Source organism: Acidovorax temperans (assembly GCF_028596105.1).
Lineage (GTDB): Bacteria > Pseudomonadota > Gammaproteobacteria > Burkholderiales > Burkholderiaceae_C > Acidovorax > Acidovorax temperans.
Genome location: NZ_CP117193.1, coordinates 86,250 through 98,749 on the forward strand (window position 1 = coordinate 86,250; position 12,500 = coordinate 98,749).

Genomic DNA, 12,500 nt, shown 5'->3' on the forward strand with positions numbered 1-12,500 from the left:
ACACCCTCCCAACTGATATTTGCCATGGAACCCGTATCCAACGCGACTGTGTACATCGTTGACGACGACGCTGGCGTGCGCGAAGCGCTGGCCTGGCTGCTGCGTTCGCGCCGCCTGCCCAGCGAATCGTTTGACAGTGCCGAGGCCTTTGAGGCCATGCTGCAGACCCGGCCGCCCCAGCGCCAGCCCTGCTGCCTGCTGCTGGACGTGCGCATGCCCGGCATGAGCGGCCTGGCCTTGTTTGACTTGCTGGTGGCGCGGGGCAGCTTGCACACCATGCCCGTCATCTTCCTCACCGGCCATGCCGATGTGCCCACGGCGGTCGATGCCGTCAAACGCGGCGCCTTCGACTTTTGCGAAAAGCCGTTTTCCGACAATGCCTTGGTGGACCGCATCGAGCAGGCCCTGGCCCAATCGGGCGAGCGGCTGGCCGAGTTGCGCGAGCGCAGCAGCCTGCAAGAGCGGCTGCGCGAGCTGACCGACCGCGAACGCGATGTGATGGACCTGGTGGTGGCCGGCTTGCCCAACAAGCTGATCGCCGATCAGCTCGACATCAGCGTGCGCACGGTGGAGGTGCACCGCTCACGCGTGTTCGACAAGATGCACGTCAAGTCGGCTGTCGAGCTGGCCAACCTGCTGCGCACCGGCCACTAAGCGCTGGATTGAGCGCTGGATTGGGCACTGGTTCAAAACAGCGCTGAACTGCGCCTGAGCGCAGCACCGCCTCAGCGGGCGCGCTCACCCACAAAAATTTCCACGCGTCGGTTGCGTGCGCGCCCTTCGGCGGTGTCGTTGCTGGCAATCGGGTAGCGCTCGCCCATGCCGTCGATGGAAATGCGGCGGCCGTCCACCCCGCGGTTCACCAGGTAGTTGCGGGTGCTGGCGGCGCGGTCTACCGACAAGGGGTTGTTCACCGCGTCGCTGCCCGTGCTGTCGGTGTGGCCCACGATGCGCACGTCCGAATACGGGTTGTTGCGCAGGCCCATCGCAAACTGGTCCAGCACCGGCGCAAAGTTGGGCTGGATGTCAGCGCGGCCCACCGCAAACGAGATGTCGCTGGGGATGTTCAGCATCAGCTGGTTGTCCGCCGTCTGCGACACGGCAATGCCCGTGCCGCGCGTGGCCTGTTCCATTTCGCGCTTTTGCCGCTCCATGTTTTGCGACCAGATGTAGGTGCCCAGGGCCCCCACACCTGCGCCCACCACGGCACCCGTGCCCGCATTGCCGCCGGTGGCCGAGCCGATGACCGCCCCCGCCAGGGCACCCACCCCCGCGCCTGTGGCCGTGCGGCGCTGCGTGTCGTCCATGCTTGCGCAGCCCGTGGCCAGAATGACAGCGGCGCTGACGCCCAGAAGAATGTGTTTGCGCATATGTGTGCTCCTTGAAATATCGGTGTGCAAGGGTGGCATCGGCACAGGGTGCGCGGTACGCCTCGCTGCCTGCAATGATCTCGCACAGGGGCCGCGTGCGCCATCAGCACAGGCAGGCAAGGGTTGTAGGACAACGCCGCATGTGCTGACGCAGACGGCGCGGCGTGCCTCAGCCGCCTGGCGTTGGCGGTTTGCGATCGTCCGGGGCTTCGGGGTTCGGGTTCTGTGCGGGCAGATCCAGCTCGCCGCCGTTGCGGCCCGAGAACATCGTCCACCACACAATGGCAATCAGCACCACCAGCGCCAGCAGCGCTTCAAGCAAAATCAGCCCCATGAAATTGACACTCCTGCGCCTGGTCGTAACGGCGGTGATTGTAGGAACGCTCGTTGCCTGCTCCACCCCGCCCGCACCATCCCCTTCGGCCCCTGGGGACTTGCCGGCCACCCGCCCCACGGCGCCCATGGCGCTGCCCGGCGACACAGGTCCGCTGCCGCCGCCCCTGTCGCAGCCCAAGAGCCGTTGGACGCCTGTGCGCTGGGCCGAGCTGCCCGGCTTTACCGAAGACGCGCTGCACGAGGCCTGGAACGCCTGGATCAAAAGCTGCGAGCGGCCCGTGGCGCCGTTCACCGCGCTGTGCAGCGAAGTACGGCAGCTCAGCATTGCCAGCGGCGACGAACAGCGCGCCTGGATGATGGCGCGCCTGCAGCCCTACCGCGTGGAAGCTGCCGACGGCAACCCTGACGGCCTGCTCACCGCCTACTACGAACCCCTGATGGACGCCGCCCGCCAGCCCGGCAACGGCTTCAACGTGCCCATTTACCGCACGCCAGCGGGCTTTGGCGCCCGCAAGCCCTGGTACACCCGACAGCAGATCGAGACCCTGCCCGAAGCCCAGGCCGCGCTGCAAGGCCGCGCCATTGCCTGGCTGCGCGACCCGGTGGAATCGATGGTGCTGCACATCCAGGGCTCGGGCCGCCTGCGCGTGATGGAGCCCGACGGCTCCACCAGCCTGGTGCGCGTGGCCTATGCCGGCACCAACGACCAGCCCTACGGCAGCATTGGCCGCTGGCTGCTGGACCAGGGCTACACCCGCGACGCCACCTGGCCCGGCATCCGCGCTTGGCTGGCCGCCAACCCCCAGCGCACCAACGAGCTGATGTGGACCAACCCGCGCTACGTGTTCTTCAAGGAAGAACCCCTGGCCGGCATGGACGCAGCCTTCGGCCCCAAGGGCGCGCAGGGTGTGCCCCTCACCCCCGGCCGTTCCATCGCCGTGGACCGCCAGAGCATTCCCTACGGCACGCCCGTGTGGCTGGCCTCCAGCGGCCCCCAGGTGCAATTGAGCCGCCTGGTGCTGGCGCAAGACACGGGCAGCGCCATCCTGGGTGCCGTGCGGGCCGACTATTTCACCGGCTGGGGCCAGGAGGCGGGCGACATCGCCGGGCGGCTCAAGCAGAACCTGCGGCTGTGGGTGCTCTGGCCGCGCTGAGCGCAACCCGGGCGTCCACGCACGAGCCTCTGCACACCTGCTTCATTGGTTGCTATTGATTTGATAGCTGCTGGCACTTGATTGGATTGCGCTGGAGGCTATTTTTAGTCAATTTTCTCGCATCCAACCCTTCCCGGTTCGCCCTGAAGCCAGCTCAAGCATGTGCCGTCAAGGCGCCGCCTGCCGCCATGGCAGTGGAATCAGGTGGTAAAGAGGGCTGGGGTCTTGCTGCCAGCCCTGGGGGCTCAGGGGCAAGGGTGCGGTGCGGGTCAGGCCCTGGGGCTGCATGGCCAGCGATGCCAGCTGCTGCATCCACACGGGGTCCAGCGTGCCATCAGGTGCCGGGCGTGAAAAGATCAGCTCCAGCATTTTGCGCGCGCGGGCATCGCCCTGGCTGGCCGCCGCCTGGTACAGGCGAACGGCTTCGGTGTAATTGGCGGGCACGCCGTCGCCCCGGTGGTAGCGCTGGGCCTGGGCGTAGTAGGGGCTGCCCCCGGCCGCATCGGTGGCAGTGCTTTTCAGGCGGTTGCGGGGCTCTATCTGGCTGGATAGCAGGCGGGCGTTGGCTGCGGCTGCTGCCGACCGGCCGGCGGCGGCCTGGAACTGCGCCAGCGCCTGGTCGGGCAGCCCTGCGGCCACATATTCCAGCCCCAGCGCGTTCATGGCCTGTGCGTTGCCCGCCTGGGCTGCGGCCTGCAGTAGCAGCAGGGGGTCGGCTTCAGCAGCGGCTGGTGCGTTGGGTTGGTTCTGTGGCCCCGGCATACCCAGGGGGTGGTCCAGTGTCTTGCCCAGCGGCGCCAGCGCCCGGGCCGCGTACCAGTCCAGGTATTTGGCCAGACCCGGGGCGGTGCGGGCCAGCGGCACCGTCCAGCGGCTGACGGCAGTTGGGTCGGGGCTGGTGACGCAGCCACTGATCTCGCACCACGCCAGGCCTGCGGGTGCCAGGGGGTGGCCCAGCGCCTGGGCGCGTTCAAACCAGTGCCGGGCCTGGGCGGGGTCGGGCGCCATGCCCACGCCATGCAGCGCCAGCAATCCCAGCTGCCACGCCGCCGTGGCAGCACTGGAAGCAGGCGCTGGCGGCACCGCAGGTTTACCTGCAGGGGCGCTGCGGTGGCTTTTGCTGGCGGCGGCCGGTGCATCGGCGGGCAGGCGGTGCGGCGTCTCGGCCTGCGCGGCAGCGCGCAGCCCGCGCAGCAACTGCGCCCAGTCTGCGTCGCTGCCTGTCTCTCTGCCTGTAGGGGCTTCCTGAGCGGTACGCTCCAGCGGGACGTTGGCTGGTTCTGCCACGGCGGTAACGCCTGCATGGGCCAGGGGGCATATCCCCAGAGTTGCCAGCACCCACAGGGCCAGCACCCACCGGCCGGTCACGGTGGGCCGGGTGGGCCGGGTGAGCCGTACAGGCGGATGGCTCATTGGCGTGCGGGTGGTTTGGATGCCGCAGGGGCGGGTTGTGGCGCGGCCCGGCGGGGCACCACGTTCCAGTAGACGGCGTTGCCCGTGTAGCCAGCGGCTCCCCAGGTGGCCGCAAAAGCCTCGTTGATTTTCTCGAGCGAGCGGTAGGCCGCAATGGGTTTGAGCGGCGGCCCGCGCAGGTCTTCGGGCAGTTTGCCGGTGCTGTCTTCGTCAGTGGCAAAGCAGGCCACGCCTTCGCGTCCGGGGCTTGCGGCGTCCATCACAAAGCCGGGGTTGGGACTCATCCAGTCGGGGATGCGCAGTGCCTGGTTGGCAGACACCCAGCCGGTGCGGTTGGTCTGGTTGGGCAGCAGCCTCAGTACAGTGCCGGTGGCGTCGGCCAGGTAGCACTGCAGATACGACGCCCGCGACACGGTGGCCGACAGGAAGATCTGCTCGCCCACCTCAAAGGCGGTGCGGTCCAGCATCACGTTTTCGATTTGCAAATCGATGCTGCGCTCGGTGGGGCTGGCCCCATACATCAGGCTGCTGGTCGCTACCACGGGGGGCAGCACGGCTTCAGCGGGGGTGGGCACGGTGGCTGGTTCTGCGCTGGTGGTGTTCCAGCCAATGCGGGCCAGCGTGCCGTCGGGCGAGAGCCCCACGAAGTTGCGCAGCACCCGCTCGTAGGTGGGAAAGTCCACCACGCTCGTGACCACCATGCCGTTGTCAGCCTGAAAGCGTGAGAGTGCGGTGCGCAGTTCTGCGCTGTGTGCAGGAATGGGCTCGGCCCCTGCGCTGGCAGGCAGGTAGCCCCGGCTGATGAGCGAGCGCGTCACCAGCTGCAGGCGCACGGCGGGCGAGCCTTCGTTGAACCAGTCGCGCAGCTGGCGCTGAAAGTCGGGGTGGTTTTGCTCCAGCGTCAGGCATTGCCAGTAGGGCACGCGCGCCCACTTGCCCACCAGTTCGATGGTGGCCAGATCGATGAGCGTACGCACGGCGCTGCCCGAGCCCTGGGTGTAGTCGCGCCCCACGTTGAACTGCACGCCATAGGTGCCGATGCGCCCCGCCAGGTCCACGCCCTGGCCACCCGTGCCCACGATGACTTCGTTGGCCGAGTCCAGCCCAGGGATCAGCGTGCGCGTGCGAAAGTCGCCCAGGTGCATTTCCATGCCAATGATGGTGGCGTTGCGGCTTTGGCTGTAGCCCAGGTCCACACGCGGGCCCGACACGCCGGTGTCAAAGCGGTTGCTGGTCACGTTCTGGTCCACGAACGAGATGGCGCCCGAGATGTACAGCGCGGGCCGCTGCAGCTGGATCTGGTTGTTGTTGAGCAAGATGGTGGTGAGGTTCTGCACCGTGTCCTGGCGGGCAATGTCCACCTCGTAGTCCACGTAGCGGAAGGCATTGCTCAGGCGTGACATCTGCGACAGCGCGGTGATGACCATGTCCTTGCTGCCCACGGCCACGCGGCCTGAGTAGTCGGGGATCTGCTTGCTGGTGACGAGCGTGGTGGGCACCTGCGCCGCGCGCAGCATGTGGTCCATGCACATCAGCGAATCCGAAAAGCTGGAGAACGAACGCGTGGGGCGCACGCTGGGCCGGTCGGTAACAGAGGCCTGCTCCATGAAAGGCTGGTCGCGGCGCGGGTCCATGGGTGTGCTGCAGCCGCTCAGCAGTGCGCCCAGGGCCAGCATCCATGCGGTGATGTACAGGCGGGGCCTGGGCACGTTATTGCCCGTGAAGCCATGGGCGGGGCGTGCCCACTGGGCCAGCGAAGCCAGCCGTGAGCAAACTGCGGGGTGGGGTGCAAGGAATGCCATGGTTGCCAGGAAGATGCCTTGGGGGCGATGTGTGGCCCGGGGCGGCCCTGCCAACGACCGTGCCAAACGGCGGCGCTGTGCAGTTGCGCGGCGGGTGCGGGGCAAATGCTGAAGAAAGAAAGCGAACGCGAAGACGATGGCAGTGCAGCCGGCGGCGGCTTATCTGCAGATGTTGACCAGGTCGCCGCGCAGCACCACCACCTGGGCGGTCTGGTTGGGGCCGTATTTGGAGCCGCTGGAACTGGTGGCCGACACCGTGCTGCTGCCCACTTCCTGCACGCAGGTTTTTTGCATGCCTTGGGCGTTGGCGGTGGTTACCACGTCGCTGTCACTGATGATGCCGCTGCTGTCGCCGGCAAAGGCCTTGGCTTCGTAGCGGGCGATGCGGGCCCGCAGCCACGACGGCATGGCGCCATTGTTGTCGAGCTGGCCGGGCGCTGCGACCCCGCCGGTGGGCTGCATGTTCACCGTCAGTTTCTTGGTCAGCACCACGGGGTCTTCACCGGGTGCCTGGGCGTGGGCCAGGGGGCCGTGCGCAAGGCCCGCTGCGAGGGCTGCCGTGGCAACCAGGCCATGCAATGCGCTGTGTGGGTTCATGGGGACGTCTCCTGTGGGTAAAAAGTGGAGCCCGCCTGGCTAGGCGCGGGGGCGCCGCCAAGGGGGCTCCGGGGGGCTGCGGTACAGGCGCTGCTGACGGCGGGCCCCGGTGACGCAGGGATCAGCGAGGCCAGCCAGAGGTCTTGGTGGGCTGGCAGGTGAAGCAGGCGTTGTTGGTGGCAACGTTTTGAACCGCCTTGCTGTTGCTGCCCGAAGACTGGTTGGCCACGAAGGAGCCCATCAGCATGGTGCTTTGCAGCGAAGTGCCACCCACCGTGACTTCGCCCACGTTGGTGGAGAAGTTCTGGCTGGCATAGGCATCGCTGCCGCTGGCGGTGTTGGTGATGCTGCTACCAGCGCCGGTCACCATCTGAACGGAAGTGCCACGGATTTCCACGTTGCCGGTGTTGGTCGCCAGGTTCTGGAAGGCCTCGCTCTTGGAGCCGGTCGAGTTGTTGTTGATGGAGGTGGATGTGAGCGCTGCCGACTGCAGCGACGAGCCAGAGATCGTGATGTCTGGTGTGGACGAGGAAGGGCCGGTGGCCATGGCAGCAGAGGCGACGACGCTCAGAGCAAAGAAAGCAAGAGTTTTCATGACAAGTCCTTCAACAGGTTGGATCAACACAGGTCCGCCGCGCAGGTCTCAGGGCCTTCACGGCAGGGTGGGGACATCAGCTTTGGTGGCCTTGGAGGGCTGTGAAAAACACCGCGGCTTGCTGTCTGGATGCAGTGTCTGTGGCCAGCGCCCGGCGGCGAATACATCGCATGCGCTACCGATAACTGTGGAGAGTTTTTCTACCGATTGCGGCGGCAGACCGCGCCACTGCTCGCTTCAGGCTCTTTCGAAGCTGATCGGGCCAATAAATACTTTGGTAGTAACTAATTGTGAGATTTGCAAAATTTGTGCGATGCTGTATGCGCAGTGATGGATTTGTTGCATCGTCGGGCGACGCCCAGTGACACAAAACTTCACAAATGGGGCTTTGCAGGAGTGAGTGATCGTGAATAACGGTGAACCCTTGGATCTTCCTCAGGCGCCCGCGCCGCACCCTGGCGTGGTGCCCGGGCAGTTCGCAACCTACGAAAACCCGCCTTCGGTGTGGCCGGCCTTTCTCATTGGGCAAGAGGACAACCCCGTGCGTGTGCTGCTGATTGATGACGATGCGCACATCCGACAGGTGATTGCCCAGGAGCTGATGTCCGATTCCCGAACGCTGCTGGTGGCGCAAGCGAGCAGCGTGCGCGAGGGGCGCCGGGCTATTCGCCAGCACGAGTTCGATGTGCTGCTGGTCGATCTGAACCTGGGCGACGGCGAAGCCTTCGAGGTGCTGGAATTCTTCAAGTCCTACCGGCCTACGGCGCAGGCCGTGGTGATTTCGGTGATGGAAAACGACGAGCAGGTGCTGCGCGCGTTTGAACTGGGCGCTGCGGGCTTTGTCGGCAAGAACTCGTGGTTTGGCAACTATGCGCAGACCGTGCTGCAGGTGGCCAACGGTGGCGCCTCCATCACGCCCCACATTGCGCGGCGGCTGCTGCAGCGGTTTGACCGCGCCAATGCGCCGCAGTCCAAGCGCCGTGCGGCCGACGATGCCGACAAGCTCTCTGCCCGCGAGAAAGAAATCCTGCGCATGGTGGCCAGCGGCTACACCAGCACTGAAATTGGCGCGCGCCTGTTCATCAGCGGCATGACGGTCAATACCCACCTGCGCAACATCTACCGCAAACTGCAGGTGCGCACCCGCGCGCAGGCCGTGCGCTTTGCTTCGCTGCGCGGCTTGTTTTGAGATAAAGCCCTTCCCATGTTGGTAACCCGCCCGGCCTTGTTTGCCACGGTCTGCTCGGGGCTGTGGCTGGTGCAATTGGGCTTGATGGGCGCGATCGCCGCTAGATGGTGGGGGCTTTGGACGCTCACCAGGGTGCAGCTGGCCTGGTGTGGCGCAGCACTGGCGGGCGCCACCCTGGTGTTGGGCGCGCTGCTGCTGGCGCAGCTGCCCCGTGCAGCGCGCTGGCGCCCCCGCCTCACTCCACGTGCCAGTGCCGAGCTGCAAGCCGAGCGCAAGCGCATTGCGCGTGACCTGCACGACAAGCTGGGCTCACAGCTCATCAACGCGCTGGCGCTGCTGCACGGCCGCACTCCGCCCGACCGAGAGGCCCAGGCGGCGCTAGAGCAGTGCATGCTGGACCTGCGCTTCGTGGTGGATTCGATGGACGCGCAGGGCGAGCCCGTCACCACCCGCCTGGCCCGCCTGCGCCATCGACTGCAGCCGGTGCTGGAGCGCCGGGGCGTGCAACTGGTGTGGAACATGGATCTGCCTGGGCACCCCCGGGAGCCCAACCCCCACAGTTCTGAGCAACTGGTGTCCGTGGTGCAAGAGGCCCTGAGCAATGTGTTGCAGCACTCTGGCGCCACGAAAGTCGACATCAACGTGCGCTACGTGCCTGCGACCGACCTGTGGCAGGCCGAGGTGTGTGACAACGGCCGTGGGCTGGACGTGCAGCAGCTGGCCCACTGCAGCGGCACCGGCATTGCCGGCATGCAGCAGCGCGCGCGGCTGGCGGGGGGGCAACTGGTGCTGTCGTCCCAACCCGGCGAGGGCACCCGCGTGCTGGTAAGTGTGCCGGGGGGTGAGCCTGTGGTCTGAAGGCGAGGGCGTTTGCCAAGGGCGCTTCTCTTTGAGGGGAGGCACCCGGATTCCGTCGTTTGCGCAGTGCGCCTGTGGGTCCTTTTCCCAAAGCAACCGCGAAGGCTCAGGGGCACGGCACTTGGGTCGCATCGGTTTCCGTGCGCGGGCCGGTCGCTGACGCATCTGGCGCCGTCGCAGAGACCACGCTAGCAGTGTGCAGTCGCTCGCCTTCGATGCGGTAGGCGTACTCGCGCGTCGTGCGGGCCATTTCTGTCCTGACCGTGCTGCCCGCCAGGGTGGTGGCGTACACCTGGGGCCGCACGATCTGGTACTGGTAGATGGTGGTTGCCAAGCCCTGGGTGGTCCGGCAGGTGGATTCGAGCTGTTCTTCCTTGAACCGCAGCGTGCAGCGGCCCGAGCGGTCTTCCAGCCTGGCACCGTCTGCCGTGTGCAGCACGATGGTGGTGGCGCGCCAGCAGCCAAGCAGTGCGGGGTCCGGGGCAGCGGCTTGGGCCCACGAGGCGGTGCAGAGAAGGCCGAGCAGCCAGGGCGTGTGAGCGATTCGGATCATGGGCAGGGATTTTCAACAGGCGGGGCAACGTTGCAGCTTTGTCGGATCGGTGTGCAACGTTGCTATTCTATTGATAGCTGCTGGCGCTTTATCAATAAGCGCTAGAGGCCGAAAACACCCAAACCCCTCACCGCTCCACCGTCCACCGCGTCACCACTGGCGGCGCATCGCCGGTGTGGAAGGCCAGCTTGCGCTCGCGCAGCGCGACGTCCGATGCCGTCACGCGGTCGAAGCGGCGCAGGTGTTCCGTCCACGACTCGTCTTCGATGCGCTCCACATAGCGCGTCGGGTTGCTGATGTCGTGCAGCAGTTGCCAGTCCAGTGCGCCCTGGCGCAGGCGGCTGCGGCGGCTTTCCTGCATCACGGCGCGGAACTCGTTGGCGCGGGCGGGGTGGATGACGTATTCGATGGTGACCACCACGCGCCCTGCCTCGGGCGGCGTCGGGGCCGTGGGGGCCTTGAAGGCGCTGGAGGGGCTCAGGTCTTCCTCGATGGCGCGGTCGGCAACCAGGCGCTGCACCACGGCCATCACGATGCCGCCACTCACGGCCGCCAGGCTCAAGCTGGTGTGCACGTTGGTGAGCGAGGCCACCTGGCCCCACAGCGCCGCGCCTGCGGCGGTGGCGCCCATGATGCTCATCTGGTAGATGGACATGCCCCGTGCCCGCACCCAGTTGGGCAGCGCCAGCTGGGCCGATACGCTGAGCGTGTTGGCGGTGGTGATCCACGCCATGCCAGCCAGCACCATGGCGGGCACGGCCACGTACACGTTGGGGGCCCAGGCCATCACCCCGGTGGCGGCGGCCTGCACCAGCGTGCCGCGCAGCACCAGCGCATCGCGCGGCATGGCCTGGCGCAGGCGGGGCAAAAACAGCGCGGCCACGATGGCGCCCGCGCCCATGCTGGCCAGCAGCAGCGTGAAGGTGCCCGCGCCGCCGCCCTCCAGCCCCTTGGCCACCAGCGGCAGCAGGGCCATGAGGGCGGTGGCGTGCAGGAAGAAGACGGAGATGCGCCATAGCACGGCGCGCATGCGCGGCGACTGGCGCACAAACTGCACGCCCACGCGCATGGCGCTGGGCAGGCGCTCGCGCCCGAGCGGGCTGGGCACATGCTCGCGCTTCCAGCGCATGATGACCAGGCCCGAGAGCACCGACAGCACGGCGTTGAGCACAAATACCCAGGCGCTGCCCGCGCTGGCGATGATGGCGCCCGCCAGCAGCGGGCCCACGATGCGCGAGGCATTCATGGCCACGCCGTTCAGCGCCAGCGCGGCAGGCAACTGCGGGCGGCTGACCAGCTCGGGCACGATGGCGGCAAACACGGGCCAGCGCATGGCCAGCCCGATGCCATTGGCAAAGGTGAGGGCCAGCAGCAGCGGCGCCGTCATGCCGCCCGAGACGATGGCAAAGGCCAGCACCACGGCCACCGCAGCCACCCAGAACTGCGTGGCCATGAAGTAGCGGCGCCGGTCCAGGATGTCGGCCAGCGCGCCGCTGGGCAGGCCCAGCAAGAACACGGGCAGGGTGGAGGCCGACTGCACCAGCGCCACCAGCACGGGCGAGGTGGTCAGCGTGGTCATCAGCCACGCGGCGGCCACGTCGTTCATCCACATGCAGGTGTTGGCCGCCACCCAGGTCAGCCACAGCATGCGGAACACGGGCACGGACAGGGGCGCGAAGGGCGAGAGGGAGGTGTCGGAATGCACGGCCCCGGTGGAGGCGCTTTGCTCCAGGCTGTGCTGGGCCGATTCTTCGGTGCCCTGGGCCAGGGCCGCGCGTTCGGCGGCGGTGTTCACGCTGGCGGCGGGGGCGGCCGCGCTGGGCGGGGTCGCCTCAGGGGGCACGATGTGGTGGGGGGTGTCGTGGTGGGGCTGGGGTGGCATGTGGCCCCATTGTGCGATGTCTGACCTCGTCCCGCCCGAAACGCAGCGCGCGACCCGGTTTGTTTCATGGGCTCTGATAGGAAAAAGAGGCTCTGGCGCTCGTCCATCAAGCGCAAGTAGCTATCGAAATAAGAGCAAATGAGCCACTCAGCGCGACTTCAGCGCCGTGAGGTGCGCCAGCGGCAGCGCCCCGCTGGCCTTGACCTCGCCCAGCGAGAAACTGGTGTGCATGTCTTTCACGTTGGGCAGGTTCAGCAGCACGTCGCGCGCAAACTGCGAAAAGCTGTCCAGGTCGCGTGCCACCACCTGCAACTCGAACGTGCCCGTGCCGCTGATGTAGTGGCAGGCCACCACCTCGGGAATCTGGCGGATGGCTTCCTCCATCGCCCGCGTCAGGTTGCCGGTGCTGCGGTCGGCATCGAGCCGCACGAAGGCCAGCACGCCCAGGCCGATCTTGTGGCGGTCGATTTCGGCGCGGTAGCCTTTGATGAAGCCGGCTTCTTCCAGCGCGCGCACCCGGCGCCAGCACGGCGCGGCCGACAGGCCCACGCGCTGGGCCAGTTCGGCATTCGTCAGGCGGGCGTCGGCCTGCAATTCTTGCAAGATGGCGAGGTCGTATTTGTCCAAATTATTCATTTTTCCATTATTTCAAGAAAGAATCTTTCTGAATCGAGGGTAAACACGGCATAAAAACGAAAGCACATATCGCGGCCCCCTGCCTACACTGGACCAAAACCATCCATCACGCGGC

13 protein-coding genes are annotated in these 12,500 nt (G+C 66.8%); 4 read left to right on the plus strand and 9 right to left on the minus strand.

Annotation, left to right across the window (positions count from 1 at the left end; all coding sequences use genetic code 11):
- Nucleotides 1-24: 24 nt before the first annotated feature.
- The gene (locus PQV96_RS00385) at nucleotides 25-654 is read left to right on the plus strand and encodes a response regulator transcription factor (protein ID WP_066696142.1); all 630 of its coding nucleotides are present in this window, start codon (nucleotides 25-27) and stop codon (nucleotides 652-654) included.
- A gap of 71 nt (nucleotides 655-725) precedes the next feature.
- Here PQV96_RS00385 and PQV96_RS00390 read toward each other — a convergent pair whose 3' ends face one another.
- Both PQV96_RS00390 and PQV96_RS00395 read right to left on the minus strand, forming a co-directional pair.
- Entirely contained in the window at nucleotides 726-1,370 is a 645-nt protein-coding gene (locus tag PQV96_RS00390) for a YiaD family glycine zipper/OmpA-like lipoprotein (protein ID WP_207374251.1), read from the minus strand.
- 169 nt (nucleotides 1,371-1,539) lie between these two features.
- On the minus strand, nucleotides 1,540-1,704 hold the full coding sequence (locus PQV96_RS00395; RefSeq protein ID WP_207374252.1) for a hypothetical protein: 165 nt from the start codon (nucleotides 1,702-1,704) through the stop codon (nucleotides 1,540-1,542).
- Here PQV96_RS00395 and mltA point away from each other — a divergent pair.
- Nucleotides 1,652-2,860 carry a murein transglycosylase A gene (mltA, locus tag PQV96_RS00400; protein WP_207374253.1) on the plus strand — a complete coding sequence of 403 codons (1,209 nt, stop codon included), beginning with the start codon at nucleotides 1,652-1,654 and terminating at the stop codon, nucleotides 2,858-2,860. The two genes, PQV96_RS00395 and mltA, sit on opposite strands and share 53 nt — an antisense overlap.
- A 168-nt stretch (nucleotides 2,861-3,028) precedes the next feature.
- On the opposite strand, the gene PQV96_RS00405 is transcribed toward mltA, so the two are convergent.
- The 4 genes from PQV96_RS00405 to PQV96_RS00420 form a co-directional block, all read right to left on the minus strand.
- Nucleotides 3,029-4,273 carry an SEL1-like repeat protein gene (locus tag PQV96_RS00405; protein ID WP_067512406.1) on the minus strand — a complete coding sequence of 415 codons (1,245 nt, stop codon included), beginning with the start codon at nucleotides 4,271-4,273 and terminating at the stop codon, nucleotides 3,029-3,031.
- Nucleotides 4,270-5,949: a DUF4384 domain-containing protein gene (locus PQV96_RS00410; RefSeq protein WP_207374278.1), complete on the minus strand. Its 1,680-nt coding sequence runs from the start codon at nucleotides 5,947-5,949 to the stop codon at nucleotides 4,270-4,272. The genes PQV96_RS00405 and PQV96_RS00410 overlap by 4 nt, the downstream gene beginning before the upstream one ends.
- Before the next feature lie 285 nt (nucleotides 5,950-6,234).
- On the minus strand, nucleotides 6,235-6,672 hold the full coding sequence (locus PQV96_RS00415; RefSeq protein WP_242638171.1) for a hypothetical protein: 438 nt from the start codon (nucleotides 6,670-6,672) through the stop codon (nucleotides 6,235-6,237).
- Nucleotides 6,673-6,793: 121 nt separating this feature from the next.
- Nucleotides 6,794-7,267 carry a hypothetical protein gene (locus PQV96_RS00420; RefSeq protein ID WP_273624227.1) on the minus strand — a complete coding sequence of 158 codons (474 nt, stop codon included), beginning with the start codon at nucleotides 7,265-7,267 and terminating at the stop codon, nucleotides 6,794-6,796.
- 460 nt (nucleotides 7,268-7,727) lie between these two features.
- Here PQV96_RS00420 and PQV96_RS00425 point away from each other — a divergent pair, with 460 nt between their 5' ends.
- Entirely contained in the window at nucleotides 7,728-8,456 is a 729-nt protein-coding gene (locus tag PQV96_RS00425; RefSeq protein ID WP_273625298.1) for a LuxR C-terminal-related transcriptional regulator, read from the plus strand.
- Nucleotides 8,457-8,471: 15 nt separating this feature from the next.
- Nucleotides 8,472-9,314, plus strand: a complete 843-nt coding sequence (locus tag PQV96_RS00430) for a sensor histidine kinase (protein WP_273624228.1) — start codon at nucleotides 8,472-8,474, stop codon at nucleotides 9,312-9,314.
- Between the two features lie 106 nt (nucleotides 9,315-9,420).
- Here the strand turns inward: PQV96_RS00430 and PQV96_RS00435 are convergent, their stop codons facing one another.
- The 3 genes from PQV96_RS00435 to PQV96_RS00445 form a co-directional block, all read right to left on the minus strand.
- Nucleotides 9,421-9,867 (minus strand): hypothetical protein, encoded by a 447-nt coding sequence (locus tag PQV96_RS00435; RefSeq protein WP_207374256.1) that lies wholly within the window; start codon nucleotides 9,865-9,867, stop codon nucleotides 9,421-9,423.
- A gap of 127 nt (nucleotides 9,868-9,994) precedes the next feature.
- Nucleotides 9,995-11,749, minus strand: coding sequence for an MFS transporter (locus PQV96_RS00440; protein WP_273624229.1), 1,755 nt, complete (start codon nucleotides 11,747-11,749; stop codon nucleotides 9,995-9,997).
- A 147-nt stretch (nucleotides 11,750-11,896) separates the two neighbouring features.
- A complete protein-coding gene (locus PQV96_RS00445) occupies nucleotides 11,897-12,385 on the minus strand; it encodes an Lrp/AsnC family transcriptional regulator (RefSeq protein WP_207374258.1) in 489 nt (162 codons plus the stop codon).
- Nucleotides 12,386-12,500 lie beyond the last annotated feature (115 nt).

What these genes read in the sequence shown, in the direction of transcription:
- mltA (WP_207374253.1), top strand. Translation starts at nt 1,652, where the DNA reads ATGGCAATCAGCACCACCAGCGCCAGCAGCGCTTCAAGCAAAATCAGC.
- PQV96_RS00410 (WP_207374278.1), bottom strand. Translation starts at nt 5,949, where the DNA reads ATGCTGGCCCTGGGCGCACTGCTGAGCGGCTGCAGCACACCCATGGAC.
- PQV96_RS00440 (WP_273624229.1), bottom strand. Translation starts at nt 11,749, where the DNA reads ATGCCACCCCAGCCCCACCACGACACCCCCCACCACATCGTGCCCCCT.
- PQV96_RS00430 (WP_273624228.1), top strand. Translation starts at nt 8,472, where the DNA reads ATGTTGGTAACCCGCCCGGCCTTGTTTGCCACGGTCTGCTCGGGGCTG.
- PQV96_RS00385 (WP_066696142.1), top strand. Translation starts at nt 25, where the DNA reads ATGGAACCCGTATCCAACGCGACTGTGTACATCGTTGACGACGACGCT.
- PQV96_RS00390 (WP_207374251.1), bottom strand. Translation starts at nt 1,370, where the DNA reads ATGCGCAAACACATTCTTCTGGGCGTCAGCGCCGCTGTCATTCTGGCC.
- PQV96_RS00405 (WP_067512406.1), bottom strand. Translation starts at nt 4,273, where the DNA reads ATGAGCCATCCGCCTGTACGGCTCACCCGGCCCACCCGGCCCACCGTG.
- PQV96_RS00445 (WP_207374258.1), bottom strand. Translation starts at nt 12,385, where the DNA reads ATGAATAATTTGGACAAATACGACCTCGCCATCTTGCAAGAATTGCAG.
- PQV96_RS00420 (WP_273624227.1), bottom strand. Translation starts at nt 7,267, where the DNA reads ATGAAAACTCTTGCTTTCTTTGCTCTGAGCGTCGTCGCCTCTGCTGCC.
- PQV96_RS00395 (WP_207374252.1), bottom strand. Translation starts at nt 1,704, where the DNA reads ATGGGGCTGATTTTGCTTGAAGCGCTGCTGGCGCTGGTGGTGCTGATT.
- PQV96_RS00435 (WP_207374256.1), bottom strand. Translation starts at nt 9,867, where the DNA reads ATGATCCGAATCGCTCACACGCCCTGGCTGCTCGGCCTTCTCTGCACC.
- PQV96_RS00415 (WP_242638171.1), bottom strand. Translation starts at nt 6,672, where the DNA reads ATGAACCCACACAGCGCATTGCATGGCCTGGTTGCCACGGCAGCCCTC.